Genomic DNA, 16634 nt, shown 5'->3' on the forward strand with positions numbered 1-16634 from the left:
TCAGCGCACCGCCGGGACCGCGACGACCCGGATCCCGTCCGCGTAGTCGCGCGCGGCGGGGACGATCGGGATCTCGCCCGCATCGAGGGTGATCACACCGTCCGCCTCGACCGGGCCCTCGCCCGGATTGTCGCCGCGGCGGAACTCGGTGATGTTGACGAACTGCACTCCCGGCACGTCCTGGCAGCGCTCGTAGAACCGGCTCAGGAATACGATCTCGCCGAACCCGACCCGGTCGAACGCCAGCAGGCCGGCGCCGGCCGCGCGGACCTGGGCCAGCACGTCCTCGGTGACGTAGTAGCTCTCCACCGCCACCTCGGCCGTCACCCGGATCGGCACGTAGTCGACGTCGGCGATCTCGATGATCTGGCTGAGCATCCGCTTGTCCTCGAAGTAGGCGCGCAGGTTGGCCTCGAGCACGTCGCTGACGTGCTCGCCGTGCCGGCCCCCCTCGGGCGCCACGAACAGGGTCACCTCGTTCCAGCTGGAGGCGACGGCGCGAACCTTGGCGACGCCCTTGAAGCTGGCCGCGATCGCCTCGTAGTCGGCCGCGGTGACCGCGCGGCGCAGCGAACGGAACACCGCCGGGGCGTGCCGCACGGCGTGCTCCACGCTCTCCCGGTCGGCGCCCCCGGCCGCCCCTCCCGGGTTGGTCACCGCCGCCCCGAGCAAGGCCAGCGGCGATTCGAGGATGATGGCGATGGCCCCCGGGGGCACGTTGCCGTCGGCGCCGCCACCGACCCGGTACGAGGCCTGCACGCGGGCGCCGTTCTGCGGGATGGCGCCGGCCCGGTCGTCGCCGAAGACCACGGTGGCCACGTCCTGGTCGTCGACCCGGACGGCGAAGTCGGGCGCGCCGGGCGGGCTGAAGGCGAGCGTCTCGCGCAGCGCCCACTCCTGCACGGTGCCGTCGGGCAGCGTGGTGGTCACCGTGACGGCGGCGGGCAGGGCGTCGCCGGGCGGCCGCAGCACCACCCCGGGATGCGGCAGCGGGAAGCGCTGGTCGGCCGAGCCGTCGGAGTCGCCCAGTACCTGGGCCGTGAAGGTCCGGCCCTGTTCGACCGGCACGCTGTGGAACACCTTGCGGCCGCTGCCCGGGTCCACCGTGACCTGCCGCGGGTCGCCGAAGTCGACGACGAGGTCGTTGGCGCGGGTGTATTCGAACCGGATGCTGGGCCGGTCCCGTTCGCTGGCGGTGACGAAGGCGTCCCCGGCCCGGATCGTCACCCGGTCGGTCACCGCCGCGGGCACCGACAGCGTCAGGTCGGCCGAGGCGGGCGCGGCGGTGCCCAGCTCGTAGCCGATCAGGCGCAGGTGCTCGATCACGCTGCGCCGGGTGCGGGCAGTGCCCAGGAAGCTCTCGTTGGCCACCCGGTCCTGATAGAAGCTGAGGATGTCGCCGAGATGGGCGAACAGTTCCAGGAGCACGTTGCCGAAGTCGGCCTCGCCGGCGAAGCCGCGCCACTCCGGCAGTTTCTCCGGAATCCGCTGCCGCATCGCCGCCAGCAGGCTCTCGTAGTCCCGGGCCATGTAGTCGACGACCTGACGGCCGTCGATCCTCGCGAGCTCAGCCATGGCCGGCGCCGCCCGTCACCGGAACTGCACCCGGACCGCGCGGTGGACCAGATCCCGGCGGCGCACGTAGGCGACCTCGACGATCAGCTCCTCCTCGTGCGAGCGCACGTCCACCCCGGCCACGACCAGCTCGTCGCCCAGCCACCGGGTGAGCGCCTGCCCGACGGTGAACTCCACCGCCGCCGCCATGATCGTGTTGTTGGGGTCGAAGACCAGGTTGAACAGCCCGCATCCGAACTCGGGCTGGTTGATCCGCTCCCCCGGCGTGGTCAGCAGCACCTGCACGACGCGGCCGCGCAGGTCGGCGTCGTCGTCCGGGTCGGGCGCGATGACGCCGCGCGCGGACACCGCGAACGGGAATCCGAAGCCGGTGGGCACGGCTGCCTCCTCTCACACCGAAGTTGTTCAGGCCGAACAGGTCACGAAGCTCTGCTTGGTGGCGGCGACGGTGCTGCTGCCCTCGCCGCCTTTGATGCCGCAGGTGTCGAACGGATCGCCGTGCAGCAGCGCCTTGACGGCACCGGCGGTGAGCAGCGCGCTGCCCGCCTCGGCGCCCGGGCGGCCGTCGCCGACCCCGGCCGGCGGCACGAAGCTGAGGGTCGCCGGGTTGGGCGGGGGCGTGGCCGGGTCGTACCCGCTGCCGCTGAGCGCCTGATGTGCGAGGGCGCCCTCCTTGCGCAGGCTGCTGGTGCTGGTGACCAGCGCGAGCGGGGAGCCGCCGACGGTGACGAAATCGCTCAGCCCGCCGGTTACCGCGCCCTGGTACTTGTAGTCGCCCTTCCCGCTGTAGACGGCGGGCGGATTCGACGTGGTCGAGCCGAGCACGTCGTGCTTGTCGGTGCCGTCGACCGGGTCGTCCTTGACCACCAGCGCCTTCGCCATCGGGTCACCCCTTCTCGAGCGCGATCGACTTGCCGACGATGCGGACCGGCTGGCCGGACGCGTCGATGGTCAGCGGCTTCTTGGCGGTCAGGGTCACCGCGTCCGGGGTCAGCTCGATCGCGTTGCCGGTGGCGTCGGTGAACCGGATGGACCTGTCGCCGAGCACGACGACGTTGCCGTCGGCGTCGGTGATGGTGATCCCGTCGGCGTCCAGGACGATCCGGTGGCCCTTCACGCCCTCGCGCAGCAGCACCGCCTCGGCTCCTTCGGCGTCCTCGAACTGCCACGAGTGGCCCTTGGCCGTCGTGAACGTCTTGCGGGTCGGGACGGCCTGCGGGGCGTCGGCCGCGGTGCCGTCCGCGGCGTGCGGCACCGGCAGCTCGCTGCCGCCGGCCGGCTTGGTCCAATAGGTGCCCGACCAGATCGGGAACTCCGGGTCGCCCTCCTCGAACTCGACCCACACCCCGGCCTTGCGGTCGGGCACCAGCAGCAGGCCCTGCCCGGCCGCGCCTCCGTAGGCGGCGCACGGGGTGGCCCAGCCGGTGACCACGTCCGGGCCGAGCACGCTGGGCACGCAGACCCGCAGCCGGCCCAGGCGCAGCGGGTCCTCGTTGTCGGTCACCCGGCCGCGGTACTTGCCGAAGAACCGCCGCTCGACCCGCTCGACGAGCGACGCCACCACCCGCTCGAGCTCGTCGGAGTCCCGTCCGGTCCGCATCACAAGCCCACCGCCACGGAGAGCAGCCCGCCCGCCGCCGCGGCGGTGAACTGTTCGTCCCCGGCCGGCTTCAACGCGTTGCGGCGCACCTTGAACTCCTGCCGGTACCCGTCGGCGGTGAACCGGTGGGTCACGTGGGTGACGTAGTAGACCCCGCTGTATGCCGCTCCGACGCCCTTGATCGTGACCGTGCCGTGCGGCTTGAGGACCCAGCCGTACTGGTTGGCGGCGACCTCGCCCTCGCCGGTCACGAACCAGGCGCCCCGATCGTGCAGGCCCCGGCAGAGCGTCTCCATCTCGGGCAGCCCGGTCGCGACGGTCTGCGCCACCTCGACCCGCCCGGCCGCGATCGTGGCCGGCCGCAGCGCGTCCTCGCCGGAGGCGCCGAGCAGCTTCTCCGAGCCCCGGACCGCGGTCGCGCCGAGGGTCTCGCCGGTGATCCGGTCGAGCTGGTGCATGGCCACCTCGGCCGGGGCGAGCGCGTCGACCTCGAGCCGGAAGCGGGTGACCGTGGTCTCCGGGCCGAACTGCACGGCCAGCACGGGCTGCGGCGGGCCGGTCAGCCCGGCCGGGCCGAAGTGGCCGGCGCCGCCGTCGACCCAGCACTCGAAGCCGTTGCGCAGCGCCAGCCGCTTGAGCAGCTGCAGGTCGGTCTCCCGCTGCACGATCGTGGACACCTGCTCGTCGTGCACCACGCCGGTGCCGGTGACCACCGGCTTGAGGCCGTGCTCCTGGAAGATCTCCTTGGCGATGTCGCTGTCGCGTTTGCCCGCCCAGGCGCGCAGCCGGTCCACGCGGTCCATCAGCACCCCGGCGTCCAGGCCCCACACCTGCAGCACACATTGCTCGGCGCCGGGGCCGAAGTCGGGCCGCAGATGGGTGACGTAACCGGTGATCAGCACCGGGATGTCGCCGGTCAGGCCCGCGCTGATGCTCACCCGCTGCCACACCACGAACTTCTCGTCGTCGAGGTAGGGCCACGACCCGTCGGGCCGGGGCTGCAGGGCGATCGTCATCCGGAACATGCCGGTGAGCTGATCGTCCAGCTCGACCTCGAGGGCCAGCAGATCGTCGTACAGGCGGGGAATCTCGGCGCCGCCGATCTCGATGCGCAGGCTGTCGTGCGGCATGGCTCAGCCCCCGCCCGCGACGGGCACGATGATCGACCGGCCCACCTGTCCCACGTCGGCCGGCGGGCCGGGGCTGAAGCCGGCCTGGCGGATCTCGGCGATCAGCGCGGCCACCCCGATGCGGGCGCGGTGGAAGGTCACGGCGACCGACCGGTCGGGCTCGGCCACGGTGACGGTGATCCTCTCGCCGTTCACCACCTGCTCCCGCCGGGCCAGCCGAGTGCCGTCGTCGATCAGCACGCGGTCAACCCCGGCGACGGCCCGCAGAGCCTCGGCCAGCGCGGCCCAGGGCGGTTCACCGGCGATGGTGACCGGGATGCGGACGGTGCCGATCGTCTCCTGGCCGAGCATCGCCAGCGGCGACAGGAAGCCGGGGTTGGCGTCGCAGATCCGCCAGAACCGGGCCGGTCGCCCGTAGTACTTCCAGGCCAGCTGGTCGAGCCGGTCGCCCGCGGTCACCACGTGCCGGAAGGTGCCGGGCACGGGCGGAACGATCCGTGGCTCCTTGGCCAGCACCATCCGGCCCCGGGCGTCGGGCACGGCCACGTCGGGGACGTCACGGTAGCGGGACTGCGCGTCGAACACGGCCGTCACCCCGGAACCACGACGTCGGTCAGTTCGGCCACGTTGGCCAGGTTGAGCACCGACATCGCCTCGGTCATCGCCTTCGAGTACAGGTACGGCACGCTCGAGCCCTCGATCACGGTGAGGCTGACGGCGACGGTGGCGCGCACCGGGTTGAGCTCGGTGCTGAACTCGGTCTCGGTGATGTTCAGCGAGTTGATGTTCACCGGCAGCACCCGTTTGCGCCCGAAGACGAACAGCACCATCGGCGGGTTCTCGCCGCGGGTGAAGCTGAACCCCTCCGGCTTGCCCAGCAGGGTGCTCAGCGCCGCCCCGAGCAGGCTCTCCTGCTTGGGCTGGACCATCAGCTCCAGGGTGGACAGTTGCGGCGCGATGCCGTACTGCTCGGCGATGGTGTTGCGGTCGTCGAGCCGGTCGGTGGCGTCCAGCCGGATGTCGAAGCCGATGGTCTGCTCGTCGACCGTCACCAGTTGCTGCTCGCGCAGTTCGGTCAGGTCGCTCAGCCCGGCGTGGAACTGGCGCAGCGAGCGGGTGGGCACGGCCGGGGCCTGGTTCGTCGCGGTGGCGGCCGTGCCGGTGGTGCCGGGCGCCGCGAAGGTCAGCGAGCGGTTGCGGGTCAGCTGCAGCGGGTTGTACTGGAAGACCACGAACAGCGGCGGCAGGCTGAGCCCGAACTCGACGAAGGCGCCCCGCAGCACCTTGGGTTTGCCGGGGAATCCGTCGCTCATGGCATCACCGTACGAGCGCGGCGGGCCGGCGCAGAATAGACACAGACTCCCACTTAGGGACCAGGCACGCCCCTGGTACCTCCTGGTCCCCAGCCGGTCCGCGGGTGTTCAGCCGGCGGCTTCGGCGTCCTCGATCAGGGCCTCGGTGACGCCGCGAAGGTAGTCGCCGGTGCGGCGGTCGAGGACGGCGGTCACCAGCGACAGCGGGCACTCGGCGGAACCGTCGGGCAGCCGCACCACCGGCAGCCGATAGTAGGCGTCCGCCGGGTCGGTGAGGTCGATGTCCCAGCTCGCTCCGTCGATGGCGAGCAGCAGCACCAGGCCGGCGTGCCGGGCCGCGGCCCCGGTGACCGCGCGCTGGTCGAGGCGCAGCGCGTCACCGGGCGCCGGGTACCGGTTGAGCAGAAAGGATTCCAGCTCGTCCAGCGACTCGGCGCCGATGCCCAGCTCGTGCCCGATCAGCTCGTAGAGATCGTCGCGATCCTCCAGGTCACGCGCCAGCCACGCCTGGAATTCGGCGTCGCTGTGCAGGCGCAGCGCCGCCAGTTCGTCCTCGGCCATCAGTCGTCCTCATGGTTTTCGGGGCGGCAGCACGCGGCGGGAGAACTCGGTGCCGCCACCGACGGTGTCGCGGAACTCGACCAGGATCCGGGCCGTCCGCAGGGCCTCCAGCAGCGGGGCGCTGACCTCGGTGTCGATCATGACCCACTTGATGTTCCAGCCCCGGCGTACGAGGGCCGCGTCGCGCCGCACCTCGGACAGGATCTCCTCGGAAGCATAGATGCGGCCGGTCTCGTACGCCTTGATCTCGATGCCCCGGCGGGTCTTGACGTCGGCGATGTCCAGCCGTCGCACCTCGCCGCCGACCTCGACGGTCACCTCGGTCTCGCCCCAGCCGAGGCGGGTGTGCTCGGCGGCCACCACGGCGTTGGCCTTGCGGGCCCGGTTGACGTTGGCGCGGTAGATGCTCTCCCAGGCCGTCATCTCGAGCGTGCCGCCGACCAGCTCGTACATCTTCCGGCGGACATCCCTGTGCTGGTCGGTGCCGGGGTCGTACTTGCGCAGCTCCTCCAGCAGCTCGGCGTAGCGCCGCTGCTTGGCCCGCGACAGCCCCTCGGCCGCGACGTAGCCGGTGTTCTCGCCGACCGGACCCAGGTCGAGGGTGCGCAGGTGGCGGTCCAGGTCGGCCTGCAGCTTGGCCAGCTCGCCCTCGGCCAGGTCGCGGGCGGCCGGATCCATCGTGGCCATGCGTTCCATCTGCGCCCGTACGACCTTGGGCAGCTTGAGCACCTCGTGGTAGGCCACGAAATGCGGGTCGGTGGGCCGCAGCGTCTCGAACCCGGCCAGCCCGCGCAGCCAGTTGACGGCCCGTTGCACCCGTCCGGAGAAGCCCTGATACTTCTGCATCGCCCGCACGGTGCCGGTGTGCAGGGCGACGGTGCCGGGCCGGGCGTCCGGGCCGCAGCGGATGCCGATCTCGGTGATCAGCTCGGTCGCCGGATCCACCTTGAAGTCGACCAGCACCGAGTCGCCCTCCAGGGCCGGGTCCACGGTCAGCTTCTCGCGCAGGTCGGTGGGAAGCGCCTCGCGCAGCTCGCCCAGGGTCGCCGGACGCTCGCCGATGGGCAGCTGCTCGGGCCGGGCCGGCGTGCCCTCCCCGCGCAACGGCTCCTCGACCGGCGGCTTCTCCGTGCCGGCAGGCTTCTCGGTCACACCCGGCTTCTCGGTCACCGCCGGCTTCTCGGTCGCCGGGGGCTTCTCGGTGACATTGCGGCCCTTGGCCTTGATGATGTTGCCCGCGATCAGCAAACCGTTGTTCTGCACGGCCGACGAGATCGCCCCGGCACGCTGGCGCCGCGCGGCCGCGTGCGTGATCGACCCCGACCTCTCCTGGGCCGAGATCGAGATCATCTGGTCCAGGAACTGGACGTTGCCCCAGAGCAGACCGCCGTAGTTGACCGCCTCGTTGGCCACCGCCACCACCTTGGCCAGGATCTCGGCCCCGCGCAGCGCGGCCGCCGCCGCCTCGAGCTGGGCGGTGGTGGTGCGGCCCTCCATCGTGATCACGAACGCCTTCTCGAACCGCTGCACGCGCAGTCCGGCCGCCAGCTGACTGGTCGCGCCGATCCCTCCGAGCACGCCCAGCACGTCGGTGACGGCCTGCGCGTCCAGCCGCAGGGTGCCGGCCTGCCAGCGGTGGATCAGGCGGGCGGCGGCCACCGCGGCGCCGACCACCGCGCCGGCCGTGCCCGCCGAGGCCACGAACAGGCCGAGCGCGGCCAGCGTCATCACCAGGTCGTCGAGGCGCTTCTCGGCGAGGGCCCAGCCGGTCGGCCGGCTGTCGACCAGGATCTCGGGGTCGGCCTTCGCTTCCAGGCCGAGTCCCGCCGTGCGCACCCCGATGCGACCTTTCCCGTACGCCGCCTTGCCGCCGAACTTGATGAGCGCCGATCGCAGCGCGCCGCTCGGGGTGTCGGCTATCCCCACGTACGCCTCGCCGTCGCGGTTGGTGACGTCGCTGACCATCCAGCGGTACTTCTCCCCGTCCCGCGCCATCGGACCGGCCGAGAGCAGCAGCGGATACTGCTCGCCGGTCACCTCGGAGATCAGCGTGGCGTTGAGCCGCCGGGCCGGGGCCAGCTCGGCTCCGGCGCCGGCCGTGCGTTCCTGCTCGTGCCGGACGGCCAGGGCGATCTGGTCGTCGAGCTGTTCGATCTGCTGCTCCCGGGCGTACCCGGTGACGTTGGGGTCGTTCGGTTTGGCTGCTCGCCGGCGGCGCAGCAGCTCGAGCGGTGTGCCCTCGAAGTTCTGCCGGGCGGCCGCGAGCAGTGCCGTGAGGTGTTCCACCTTGGCGGTGTCGCCGTTGTTCCGGGCCAGGTCGATCTGCGCCTGCAGCTCGGCCAGTTGGGCGCCGGGCTCGTCGAGCGACTCCCGGACGCTACGGTCCATCGAGGTGACCTCGGTGACCCGGGACGCGACCGAGGGCGGCCGGACGATCGGGTTGCCCTGGCGGTCCTCGTTGACCGCCGGTGTGGTGATCACCCGGATCAGGAAGACACCCTCGTTCTCGAACGGGATCTCCTGCTGCACCCGGGGCCCGGCGAACAGGTCGGCGATCAGCCGCAGGGTCGCGCCGAGCGTGGTGACCAGCAACGACACCGGCGCCAGTTCGAGGGCCAGCCGGTTGGCGGCGGAGTTCGAGAGCCGCTCGCCGAGCGTGTCGCCGCCCGGATCGGTGACGCCGCGCCGGGCCTGTTTGCTCTCCTTCCACCAGTCCTCGAACTCGCGGGCGAACTCGTGCCGGGCGCCGCCCATGCCGGTGACGTCCTCGCCCGTCCCGGCCTTGGACGCGGTGAGCGTGGCCTTCCGCTCCTCCAGGGTCGGCCGCGCGGGCCCGCCGGGGTTCTTCGCTTCCAGTTCCCGGGCGTACCTGGTGATGTCGAACCGCTCCCACCGGTAGTGGATGCTCTCGCCGAGCTGGGCGAACGCCTGGTCGCGGGCGGAGAAGTTGCCGTTGGCGCCCCAGTCGATCGTCGAGCCGTAGGTGGGGTTGGCCTCGGTGGGCACCAGCTTCGGGCCCTCGATCGAGACCGGCCAGGGCGGCGCGTTCGCGGGCAGACCGTCGCCGCGGGTGTCGACCTGTCCGGTGTAGGTGGCCGACCCGGTGCCGCTGCCCTTGCCGACCCGGGTGTCCTTCGACTCGATGGCCGGCACGAAATAGACGATGTCGGCTGTGGCGACCTGGGCCAGCACCGCGCGCACCCGGCCGGAGTCGGCCACGATGTCCTCGAAATGGAACAGCTCGGGCTCGGCCGTTTTGGCCGTCTTGGCCGGCTTGGCCGTTTCCTTACGGGTCGCGGTCTCCTCGCCCGGGGCGGAGGCCGCGCCGCTCTCGCGGTCCGCAAGCCGGTGACCGACGATCGAGCCCTTGGCCGACTCGGGCATCCACGGACCCTCCGGCCGGCCCACGAAGATGGTGATCGCCACCAGGCGCCCGCCCTCGTTGACGTAGACCCCGCGCTCGAACGAGAACCGCTGATCCTCCTTGACGGCGACCTGGTCGATCGGGGCGCCGTCGGTGTCGAAGAACGACAGGGTGCGTGTCGACAGGCCGACGAACAGCCGCCGGCGCAGCCCGAGCCGCTGCTTGAACGCGGCCGCCAGTGTCTGCGCGGCCCAGCCCAGGCTGTCGGCCCACACCTCGAGCCGGGTGGTGGCCCCGCCTCCCCCGCCGCCCTTGGACTTGGGGGCCCGCCACAGCACCGGTCCCTCGTGCCGCTGCTCGACGTGGGCGAGCTCGTGGGCCAGCAACGGATATCCGGCCGCCGAGCCCTCGGGCCCGAGGAAGATGTGGCTGCCCGCGGTGAACGCGGCGGCCCCGGCCGCGTCGGCGAGCGCGGCCGCCCGCGGATCGTCGTGCAGCCGAACGCCGCCCAGGTCCGAACCGAACCGTGGCTCGAAGTACGCGCGTTCCGCGGGCCCGAGGGGGCGCCCGGATCCGGCCTGCTCGGCCACCGCGGCCGGCACCCCGGCGGGCAGCCGGGGCGCGGCCGGACCGTCGGGCGGCGACACTCCGGGTGGAGCCGACAGCACCTGCCGGGCCCGCGCGTGGGCCGCCTGTTCGGGCTGGTCGCCGGGGGCGGACAGGGTCGCCTGCCCGCCGAGGTAGGCGTTGCCGAGCGTGCGTTGCGGCGCTTGCTCGGGCAGCACGGCCGGCGCCGGGGCGGGCCGGGCCGGGCGGGCCGGAACGGCCGGGGCGGCGTGGGTGGCGGCGCGGGCGGACGGCATCAGAATCGGAAACCCAGCCGGAGCAGTGCCTGGTGGACCTGCTGGTCGCTGTCGGCGGCCGGGCGCAGCACCTGATAGAGGGCCTCCCACTGGGTGGAGCCCAGATCGAGACGCAGGCCGCCGCCGGCCTCGGGACCCTGCCGCGGGGACGGGCCGCCGAGATCCCAGCTGTAGCCGCCGACGAGCCGCCCGTACAGCGGCCGGAACAGCCGGAAGTCGAGGCCGCCACCGACCCCGGCCCGCACGAACGACGCCTGGTCGGTGAAGGGCACGTCGAGGCGGGCGCCCGCCCGCAGCGCACCGCCCGCCCACTGCAGCACCAGGTCGTATCCGGCCGAGGCGAGCGCCCGCGGGCCACCCGGCCCGAACTCCGCGCCGAGGCCGAAGCTGGGACCGTGATCCAGCCGGGCCCGCCCGTACGCCAGCGCGCCCGAGGCGCCCTGCAGGAAGCCCGGCACCGGCGGCTCGTTGCGGTACCGCACGGTGACGGTGACCGGTTTGCCGTAGCCGTCGAGCAGCTCGGCGACCCGGTCGAAGTCGCCGCCCACGTCGATGCACCCGGAGCTGCCCGAGAGCAGACCGCCGTGCAGGAAGAACCCGTCGCGCTTGGTGACGTCGCCGAACGGGCCCTGCCGCAGCCGTCCGGGCGTGAGCGCGACCCGGCCGCTCCCCCAGTCCCCGGCGTGGATCTTCCGGCCCCGCACGGTCACCTCGCCCGCGCCGAACACCCCGCCCAGTTCGAGCTTCAGCCGCTCGCCGAGGTCGAACTTCTCGATGCCGGAGGGCCGGAACGTGTACGTGCCCTCGGGGATCGGCCCGAAGTCCTTCACCCCGGCGAACCGCCTGTCGTTCATGTACGAGTCGGTCACCGGGTTCGCGCCGGCCGCCTTGGCGTCCTCGTCCCGCAGGACCACGGGCCGGCCGGACTGGGCCGCCGTACGGAAGATCTCCCGGCCGTCGCCGAGGACGATCAAGTCGGTGCCGTCGAACTCCATGCTGATCGTCGTGTACGTCGTCCGGGCCAGGTAGGTGTTGCCGAGCGCGCGGTCGCGGCTCGTCCCCTCCGGTGGTTTGTGCGCGGGCGCCGGCGGCGACGTCGTGCGGCCGGTCCGGCCGGGCGACATGAGGGTGAAGTGGTCGTCGCTCATCGCGGCCCGGTCCAGAGCCGCCCGATCTTGTCGAACTCGCGGCGCGTGCTGTCCAGGATGTGCCCCCGGTCGATCACCTGGCCGTCGGCCGCCGCCAGGAAGGCCGCGTTCAGCACGATGGTGCGGATCGTCCCGCCGGCCACCTCGAACTCGCGGCCCAGCGCGTCGGGGTCCACGTCGGCGGCCACCGGCGCCGCGTCCGGCAGATGGGTGCGCCAGATCCGGGCCCGGCCCGCGGCGTCGGGGAAGGGGAACTCGACGACGAAGCGCAGCCGCCGGGTGAACGCGTCGTCCAGGTTCTGCCGCAGGTTGGTGGCCAGCACGACCAGGCCGTCGTACTGCTCCATCTGCTGCAGCAGATAGCTCGTCTCGATGTTCGCGTACCGGTCGTGGGCGTCGGACACCTCGGTGCGCTTGCCGAACAGCGCGTCGGCCTCGTCGAAGAACAGGATCGCGTTGCCGTCGCGGGCCTCGGCGAACACGCGGCGCAGGTTCTTCTCGGTCTCGCCGACGTACTTGCTGACCACCCCGGACAGGTCGACCCGATAGAGGTCCAGGCCCAGCTCGGCCGCGAGCACTTCGGCCGCCATCGTCTTGCCGGCTCCCGGCGGGCCGCCGAACAACGCGGTCACCCCGGTGCCGCGCCCGCCGAGCGTGCCGAACCCCCACTGGGCATAGACCCGCTGCCGGTGCCGGGTCTGGGCGCAGATGTCGTGCAGCATGCGGGTCTGCGGCGCGGGCAGCACCAGGTCGTCCCAGCCGCAGGTGGGCCGGACCACGACGGCGAGATCGCCCAGCCGCCCGGTGGACCGCTCGCGGCAGGCCGCGAACACGTCGGCCAGGGTCAGCTCGTGCGGTTCGGCCGCGGTCATCCGGCGGCGGTCGGCGGCCGCGGCGGCCGCGCGGATCACGGCCGGTCCGAGCCGGAAGGTCGCGGCCAGCTCGGCGGCCCAGGGCTCGGCCGAGGGCGTACGGCCGGACAGGGCCCGGGTCCACAGGGCGGTGCTGCGCGGCACGTCCGGCGGTCGCAGCGGGACGTCGTGCACGACCACCTCGCCGGGCCCGGCCACGTCCCGCCACGGTTCGGCGGTGATCACGAAGGCGAGACCGCCCAGCTCCTCCAGCGCGGACAGCAACGGGCCGGGACCGTCGGGCGCGTCGTCCAGACCGGTCAGGCAGAGGGCCGCCCCTTGCAGACGACTTTCCCGTACGGCGTCCAAGCGCGCCGCGTCCATCGTCAGCAGCGGCATCCCGAGCCGAGCGCTCACCTGGCGGGCCAGGTCGCGCCGGCCGGAACCGGGCGGCCCGTGCAGGGCGAACACGAGCGCCGGGCCCGGCTCGTCGAGGGTGATCCCGTGCCGGGCGGCCATCCGGGCCAGGCCGTCGGCCTCCTCGGTGGCGCCGTCGGCGTCGGCCGGGACGCCCGGACCGGGCTCCTCCAGCAGATAGCGGCGAATCCGCGGGTCCAGGGCGAGGAACCGGCCCAGACTCGAGGAGCCGGACGGGCTGGCCAGATCGGGCACCGCCCGCAGGATGCCCAGCCGCAGCAGCCGCGCGTCGTCGTCGAACAGCCGCAGGTCGCGCCACCGCCGGTGCTCGTCGTCGTGCAGCAGCTCGAGAACCAGGTCGGCGCTGGGGCGCTTGCGGGTGATGTCGTCCTGCAGGTACGCGTACAGCCGGTCGTATTTGCGGCGCAGCTCCGGGGCCAGGCAGATCAGCACGGCGCCGACCTCCTCGGCCGACAACCCGAACAGGCGGGCGAGCCGGGGCAGCCCGAGGAAGACGCCCTCGGCCAGGGCCTGCCGCACCCGCGCCCCGATCAGGCCGGACATCTGGTCGAGCAGCTCGTCGAGCTCGGGCACGGCCGGAGCGGACGGTCCGCCGGTGCCGAGCAGCCACTCGACCTCGTCGCGGCCGATGTAGACGGTCCGCGCCGTCTGCCCCTGCGGCATCCGGTCGTTGAGCAGGTCGGCGGTGGCCAGCCGGCGCCGGATGGTCAGGTCGAGCCGCCGCAGCTCGTCGGCCAGGTGGGCCCGGCTGCCGGAATATCCGGCGACGGCGGTCACGGTGTCACCTCGAAGACGAACGTACGGCGGCACAGCGCGGAGATGTCGACGCGGATCTCGTGGAAGCCGGGCGTCAGGCCGGCCGGGATCGCGGCCACGAGCGTGTCACCGGTCAGCGGCGCGTCGGTCAGCACGAGCCGGTCGCCCGTCACCACGTCGGCCTGCCATCCGGCGAGGTTTTCGCCGGTGATCGTCACCTCGGTGCCGGGCGGCCCCGAGCCGGGGGTCATGGCGGTGAGCGCGGGGGGCCGCCAGGGTGCGCTGACCTCGGGCACCCCGATCCGCCGGACCCGCTGCGGCACCGGCCGGGCGGTGGCGGGCGAGCGGTCCAGCTGCACGGTCGACACCTGGTACAGCACCGACAGGCGGAACGGCTGCGAGAACGTCGTCCAGATGCGGCTCAGTTCCTCGGCATCGGGCGCGTATCCGGCGATCTGCACCAGCTCGCGCGCATCGGCCAAGCCGGGTTCCAGGTGCTCGCGCGGCACGGTGGGATGCTCGTGGAAGACCCGCATGGCATCGCCGAGAAGCTGGTGCGCCGACGCGTTGCCGGTCACCGCGTCGTTCTGCGCGTACGGCGTGAGCAGATAGAACAGGTTGAGCGAGAGCGGCGGGCCGATCAGCTCGGGCGGTGTCGAGGCCCGTACGGTCCAGTCCTGGTTCTTCAGGAAAACGTTCTCGGTGATCTTGTAGAGGAACAGGTTGATCCGGCGCTGCCCGGCCGTCTCGTCCGGGGCCAGCAGCGTCACGTCGACCGCCGGGGTCAGGTCCATCTCGCCGCGCAGCAGATTCCGCAGCGAGGCGCTGACCATGCCGATCGCGGTGGAGGCGCTCATCGCGGAATCCGGCCGCGCAGCCGCCGCACGGTCCGGCGCTCCCAGAACGCGGCCGGAGCGGGCGGCGGCACGATCACCACGGGCGGCGGCGTGGGATCCCGGCGGGCCGGCACCCGGGGCGCGGGCGTCTGGTGGCGCCCCGGGTCTTCGAAGCCCGGAGCGGCCGGGCGTCCTCGCTCAGGGGCGGGCGCGCGTCCCGGGCCGGGAAGCGGGCGCGCGGGAGCGGGAAGCGGGCGGCCGGAAATGGCCCGTCCGGGATCAGCGGCGCCGTCTCCCCCGGTGCCGCGAGCCTCGGCCGGCCACCCGGAGCCGTCTCCCCGGGCTCCACGGACGTCGAACGCGCGGCCGGTCTCGGCTCGGCCGGCCCCGATCGGGCCGCGCTCGCCGCCGGGGTTTCCGGTCGCCACAAGCTCGCCGTTCGCCCGGCGACCGCCGCTCACCCCCGGACCGCCGCTCACCCCCGGACCGCCACTCACCCCCGGACCGCCACTCACCCCCGGACCGCCACTCACCCCCGGACCGCCGCCCGTCCCTGTCCCCGGACCGCCACTCGCCCCGAGACCGCCTGTTGCCACGGTGTCGGCCAGGCCCGCGAGATCGGCCAAGGCGTCCGGGCCGGGCGGCGTCCGCGGGAAATGGGGAACGTCCGGTCGATCGGCGGACGAGTCCTGCCCGCGCCCCCGCCCCGATGACCCGTCGAGAGCAACCGGGCGGGCGGGTGAGGAACCAGGCTCACCCGTCGTACGGGGCGCGGACAGACCTGGGGCCGCAGCCTCATCCCCCGGCGAGTCCACCCCGGGCGAAGGCGCGCCGAGGCGAGGCGGCGACAGGTCCGCGCGGCCAGACGAAGGTGACGCGAGGCGTGGCGGCGACGGGTCCGCGCCGCCGGGCGGAGGTGAGTCAACGCGCGGCGTGACCCCGGGGACGCGAACGAGGACCGGACCGCCCGGCCCGGACGACGCCCGCACCGCGGCATTCCCGGACGGCATCTCCTCATCGGGCCGTTCCGATCCGGCCGGACGCGAGGCGAGGACCGGCGGCACCAAGTCCACCTCCGCGGCGGATGAGGCCGACCACGACGCCGGTCCGGCCGGCTCACGAAGCAGCTCCCCCGGATCCTCGACCACCTCGACCTGCCACGCCGAAGCAGGCGCGGCGACGCCCCCGGCCCGCGGATAGACGAAGCGGGCGGCCCGCGGCCGGGTCGTGAAGGCGATCCGCGCCCCCGCCTCGGGCAGCCCGAGCAACTCGCGCACCCCGGCCCGGTGCCGCACCGGCCGGCCCCCGGCGGTGAGCAGGCCCAGCAGATAGCCGCCGTCAGCCGGCATCGTTGAGCGCCCCGATCGCGTCGGCCAGGACGTCGAGGTAGCGCTGCCGCTTGTCGCGGGTCATCGCCATGATCTCGGCCTCCGACCAGTGGTAGTTGTAGGCCAGGTAGTGGATCTCCTGGTAGAGCCGGGTGCCGTCGGTGCGCAGCTCGCCCAGGAAGAAGCTCTGCACGTCGAACGGGGCGGTGAACTCGCGTCCGCATTCGGGGCAGCGGGCGTCCATCGTCTGGGCCACGCCCGGGGACACCTGCCGCATGCGGTCCTCGATCTCGGCCCGCACCCGGGCCGGCAGGGCCGCCGCGGTCTTCTCGTCCACCGGTCCGGCCCCGATCCGGCGTACGCATCGGGACAGCAGCGCGGTGAGCGCCGCACCCTCGTTGTGGTCGGCCAGGGCGGCCAGCTCCTCCTGGTCGGCCCCGGTGACCAGACGGAACTCGGCCTCGCGGCCGTCGGCCAGCGTCATCACATGCCAGCGGCCGGCCAGTTCGCGTTCCTGCACCGGCACGTCGGCCAGCGAGAAGTCCAGCGAGATGCGCTCGCCGCAGGCGGGCCACGGGCACACCAGCGTGGCCCGCACGAGGTCGCCGAAGGTGGCCCGGCGCAGCTCGAGCAGCAGGTGCAGGCGGTCGGCGACGAGCAGGTCGCGGGCCACCTCCACCGGCACCGGGCTGATCCCGCCGATGCGCCGCACACACCGGCTCAGCACCTCGGTGACCAGCGCCGCCGGTCGCGGGTGGCGGGCCTGGGTCAGCAGCTCCTCCTCGCGGCCGGTGAGCACGGCCAGGTCGAAGTCGCGATGCGGGCGCCCGTCGCCGTCGAACCAGCCGCCCGGCAGCCTCCCGCCGGACAC

14 protein-coding genes are annotated in these 16634 nt (G+C 73.3%); all 14 read right to left on the bottom strand.

The window, feature by feature from the left end:
* The 14 genes from ACZ3I4_RS23495 to ACZ3I4_RS23560 all read right to left on the bottom strand — a co-directional run bounded on the left by ACZ3I4_RS23495 (nt 1) and on the right by ACZ3I4_RS23560 (nt 16634).
* Entirely contained in the window at nt 1–1575 is a 1575-nt protein-coding gene (locus tag ACZ3I4_RS23495; protein ID WP_465384141.1) for a baseplate J/gp47 family protein, read from the bottom strand.
* A gap of 15 nt (nt 1576–1590) precedes the next feature.
* Nucleotides 1591–1953, bottom strand: a complete 363-nt coding sequence (locus tag ACZ3I4_RS23500; RefSeq protein ID WP_465384142.1) for a GPW/gp25 family protein — start codon at nt 1951–1953, stop codon at nt 1591–1593.
* Nucleotides 1954–1980: 27 nt separating this feature from the next.
* On the bottom strand, nt 1981–2457 hold the full coding sequence (locus tag ACZ3I4_RS23505; protein ID WP_465384143.1) for a hypothetical protein: 477 nt from the start codon (nt 2455–2457) through the stop codon (nt 1981–1983).
* Between the two features lie 4 nt (nt 2458–2461).
* Complete coding sequence (locus ACZ3I4_RS23510; RefSeq protein WP_465384144.1) at nt 2462–3175, bottom strand: phage baseplate assembly protein V; 714 nt, start codon at nt 3173–3175, stop codon at nt 2462–2464.
* Complete coding sequence (locus ACZ3I4_RS23515; protein ID WP_465384145.1) at nt 3175–4305, bottom strand: phage late control D family protein; 1131 nt, start codon at nt 4303–4305, stop codon at nt 3175–3177. The genes ACZ3I4_RS23510 and ACZ3I4_RS23515 overlap by 1 nt, the downstream gene beginning before the upstream one ends.
* Before the next feature lie 3 nt (nt 4306–4308).
* Nucleotides 4309–4899 (bottom strand): tail protein X, encoded by a 591-nt coding sequence (locus ACZ3I4_RS23520; RefSeq protein WP_465384146.1) that lies wholly within the window; start codon nt 4897–4899, stop codon nt 4309–4311.
* Nucleotides 4896–5618, bottom strand: a complete 723-nt coding sequence (locus tag ACZ3I4_RS23525) for a hypothetical protein (protein ID WP_465384147.1) — start codon at nt 5616–5618, stop codon at nt 4896–4898. The genes ACZ3I4_RS23520 and ACZ3I4_RS23525 overlap by 4 nt, the downstream gene beginning before the upstream one ends.
* Nucleotides 5619–5726: 108 nt before the next feature.
* Nucleotides 5727–6179: a hypothetical protein gene (locus ACZ3I4_RS23530; RefSeq protein WP_465384148.1), complete on the bottom strand. Its 453-nt coding sequence runs from the start codon at nt 6177–6179 to the stop codon at nt 5727–5729.
* A 9-nt stretch (nt 6180–6188) separates the two neighbouring features.
* Nucleotides 6189–10406 carry an eCIS core domain-containing protein gene (locus tag ACZ3I4_RS23535; RefSeq protein ID WP_465384149.1) on the bottom strand — a complete coding sequence of 1406 codons (4218 nt, stop codon included), beginning with the start codon at nt 10404–10406 and terminating at the stop codon, nt 6189–6191.
* A complete protein-coding gene (locus ACZ3I4_RS23540; protein WP_465384150.1) occupies nt 10406–11554 on the bottom strand; it encodes a hypothetical protein in 1149 nt (382 codons plus the stop codon). Before ACZ3I4_RS23540 ends, ACZ3I4_RS23535 begins: the two co-directional genes overlap by 1 nt.
* Entirely contained in the window at nt 11551–13620 is a 2070-nt protein-coding gene (locus ACZ3I4_RS23545; protein ID WP_465384151.1) for an AAA family ATPase, read from the bottom strand. The genes ACZ3I4_RS23540 and ACZ3I4_RS23545 overlap by 4 nt, the downstream gene beginning before the upstream one ends.
* The gene (locus tag ACZ3I4_RS23550) at nt 13617–14456 is read right to left on the bottom strand and encodes a Pvc16 family protein (protein ID WP_465384152.1); all 840 of its coding nucleotides are present in this window, start codon (nt 14454–14456) and stop codon (nt 13617–13619) included. Before ACZ3I4_RS23550 ends, ACZ3I4_RS23545 begins: the two co-directional genes overlap by 4 nt.
* Entirely contained in the window at nt 14453–15784 is a 1332-nt protein-coding gene (locus ACZ3I4_RS23555) for a hypothetical protein (protein ID WP_465384153.1), read from the bottom strand. The genes ACZ3I4_RS23550 and ACZ3I4_RS23555 overlap by 4 nt, the downstream gene beginning before the upstream one ends.
* Nucleotides 15774–16634: a T4 family baseplate hub assembly chaperone gene (locus tag ACZ3I4_RS23560; RefSeq protein ID WP_465384154.1), complete on the bottom strand. Its 861-nt coding sequence runs from the start codon at nt 16632–16634 to the stop codon at nt 15774–15776. Before ACZ3I4_RS23560 ends, ACZ3I4_RS23555 begins: the two co-directional genes overlap by 11 nt.

The organism is Actinoplanes sp. NPDC021490 (assembly GCF_055562135.1).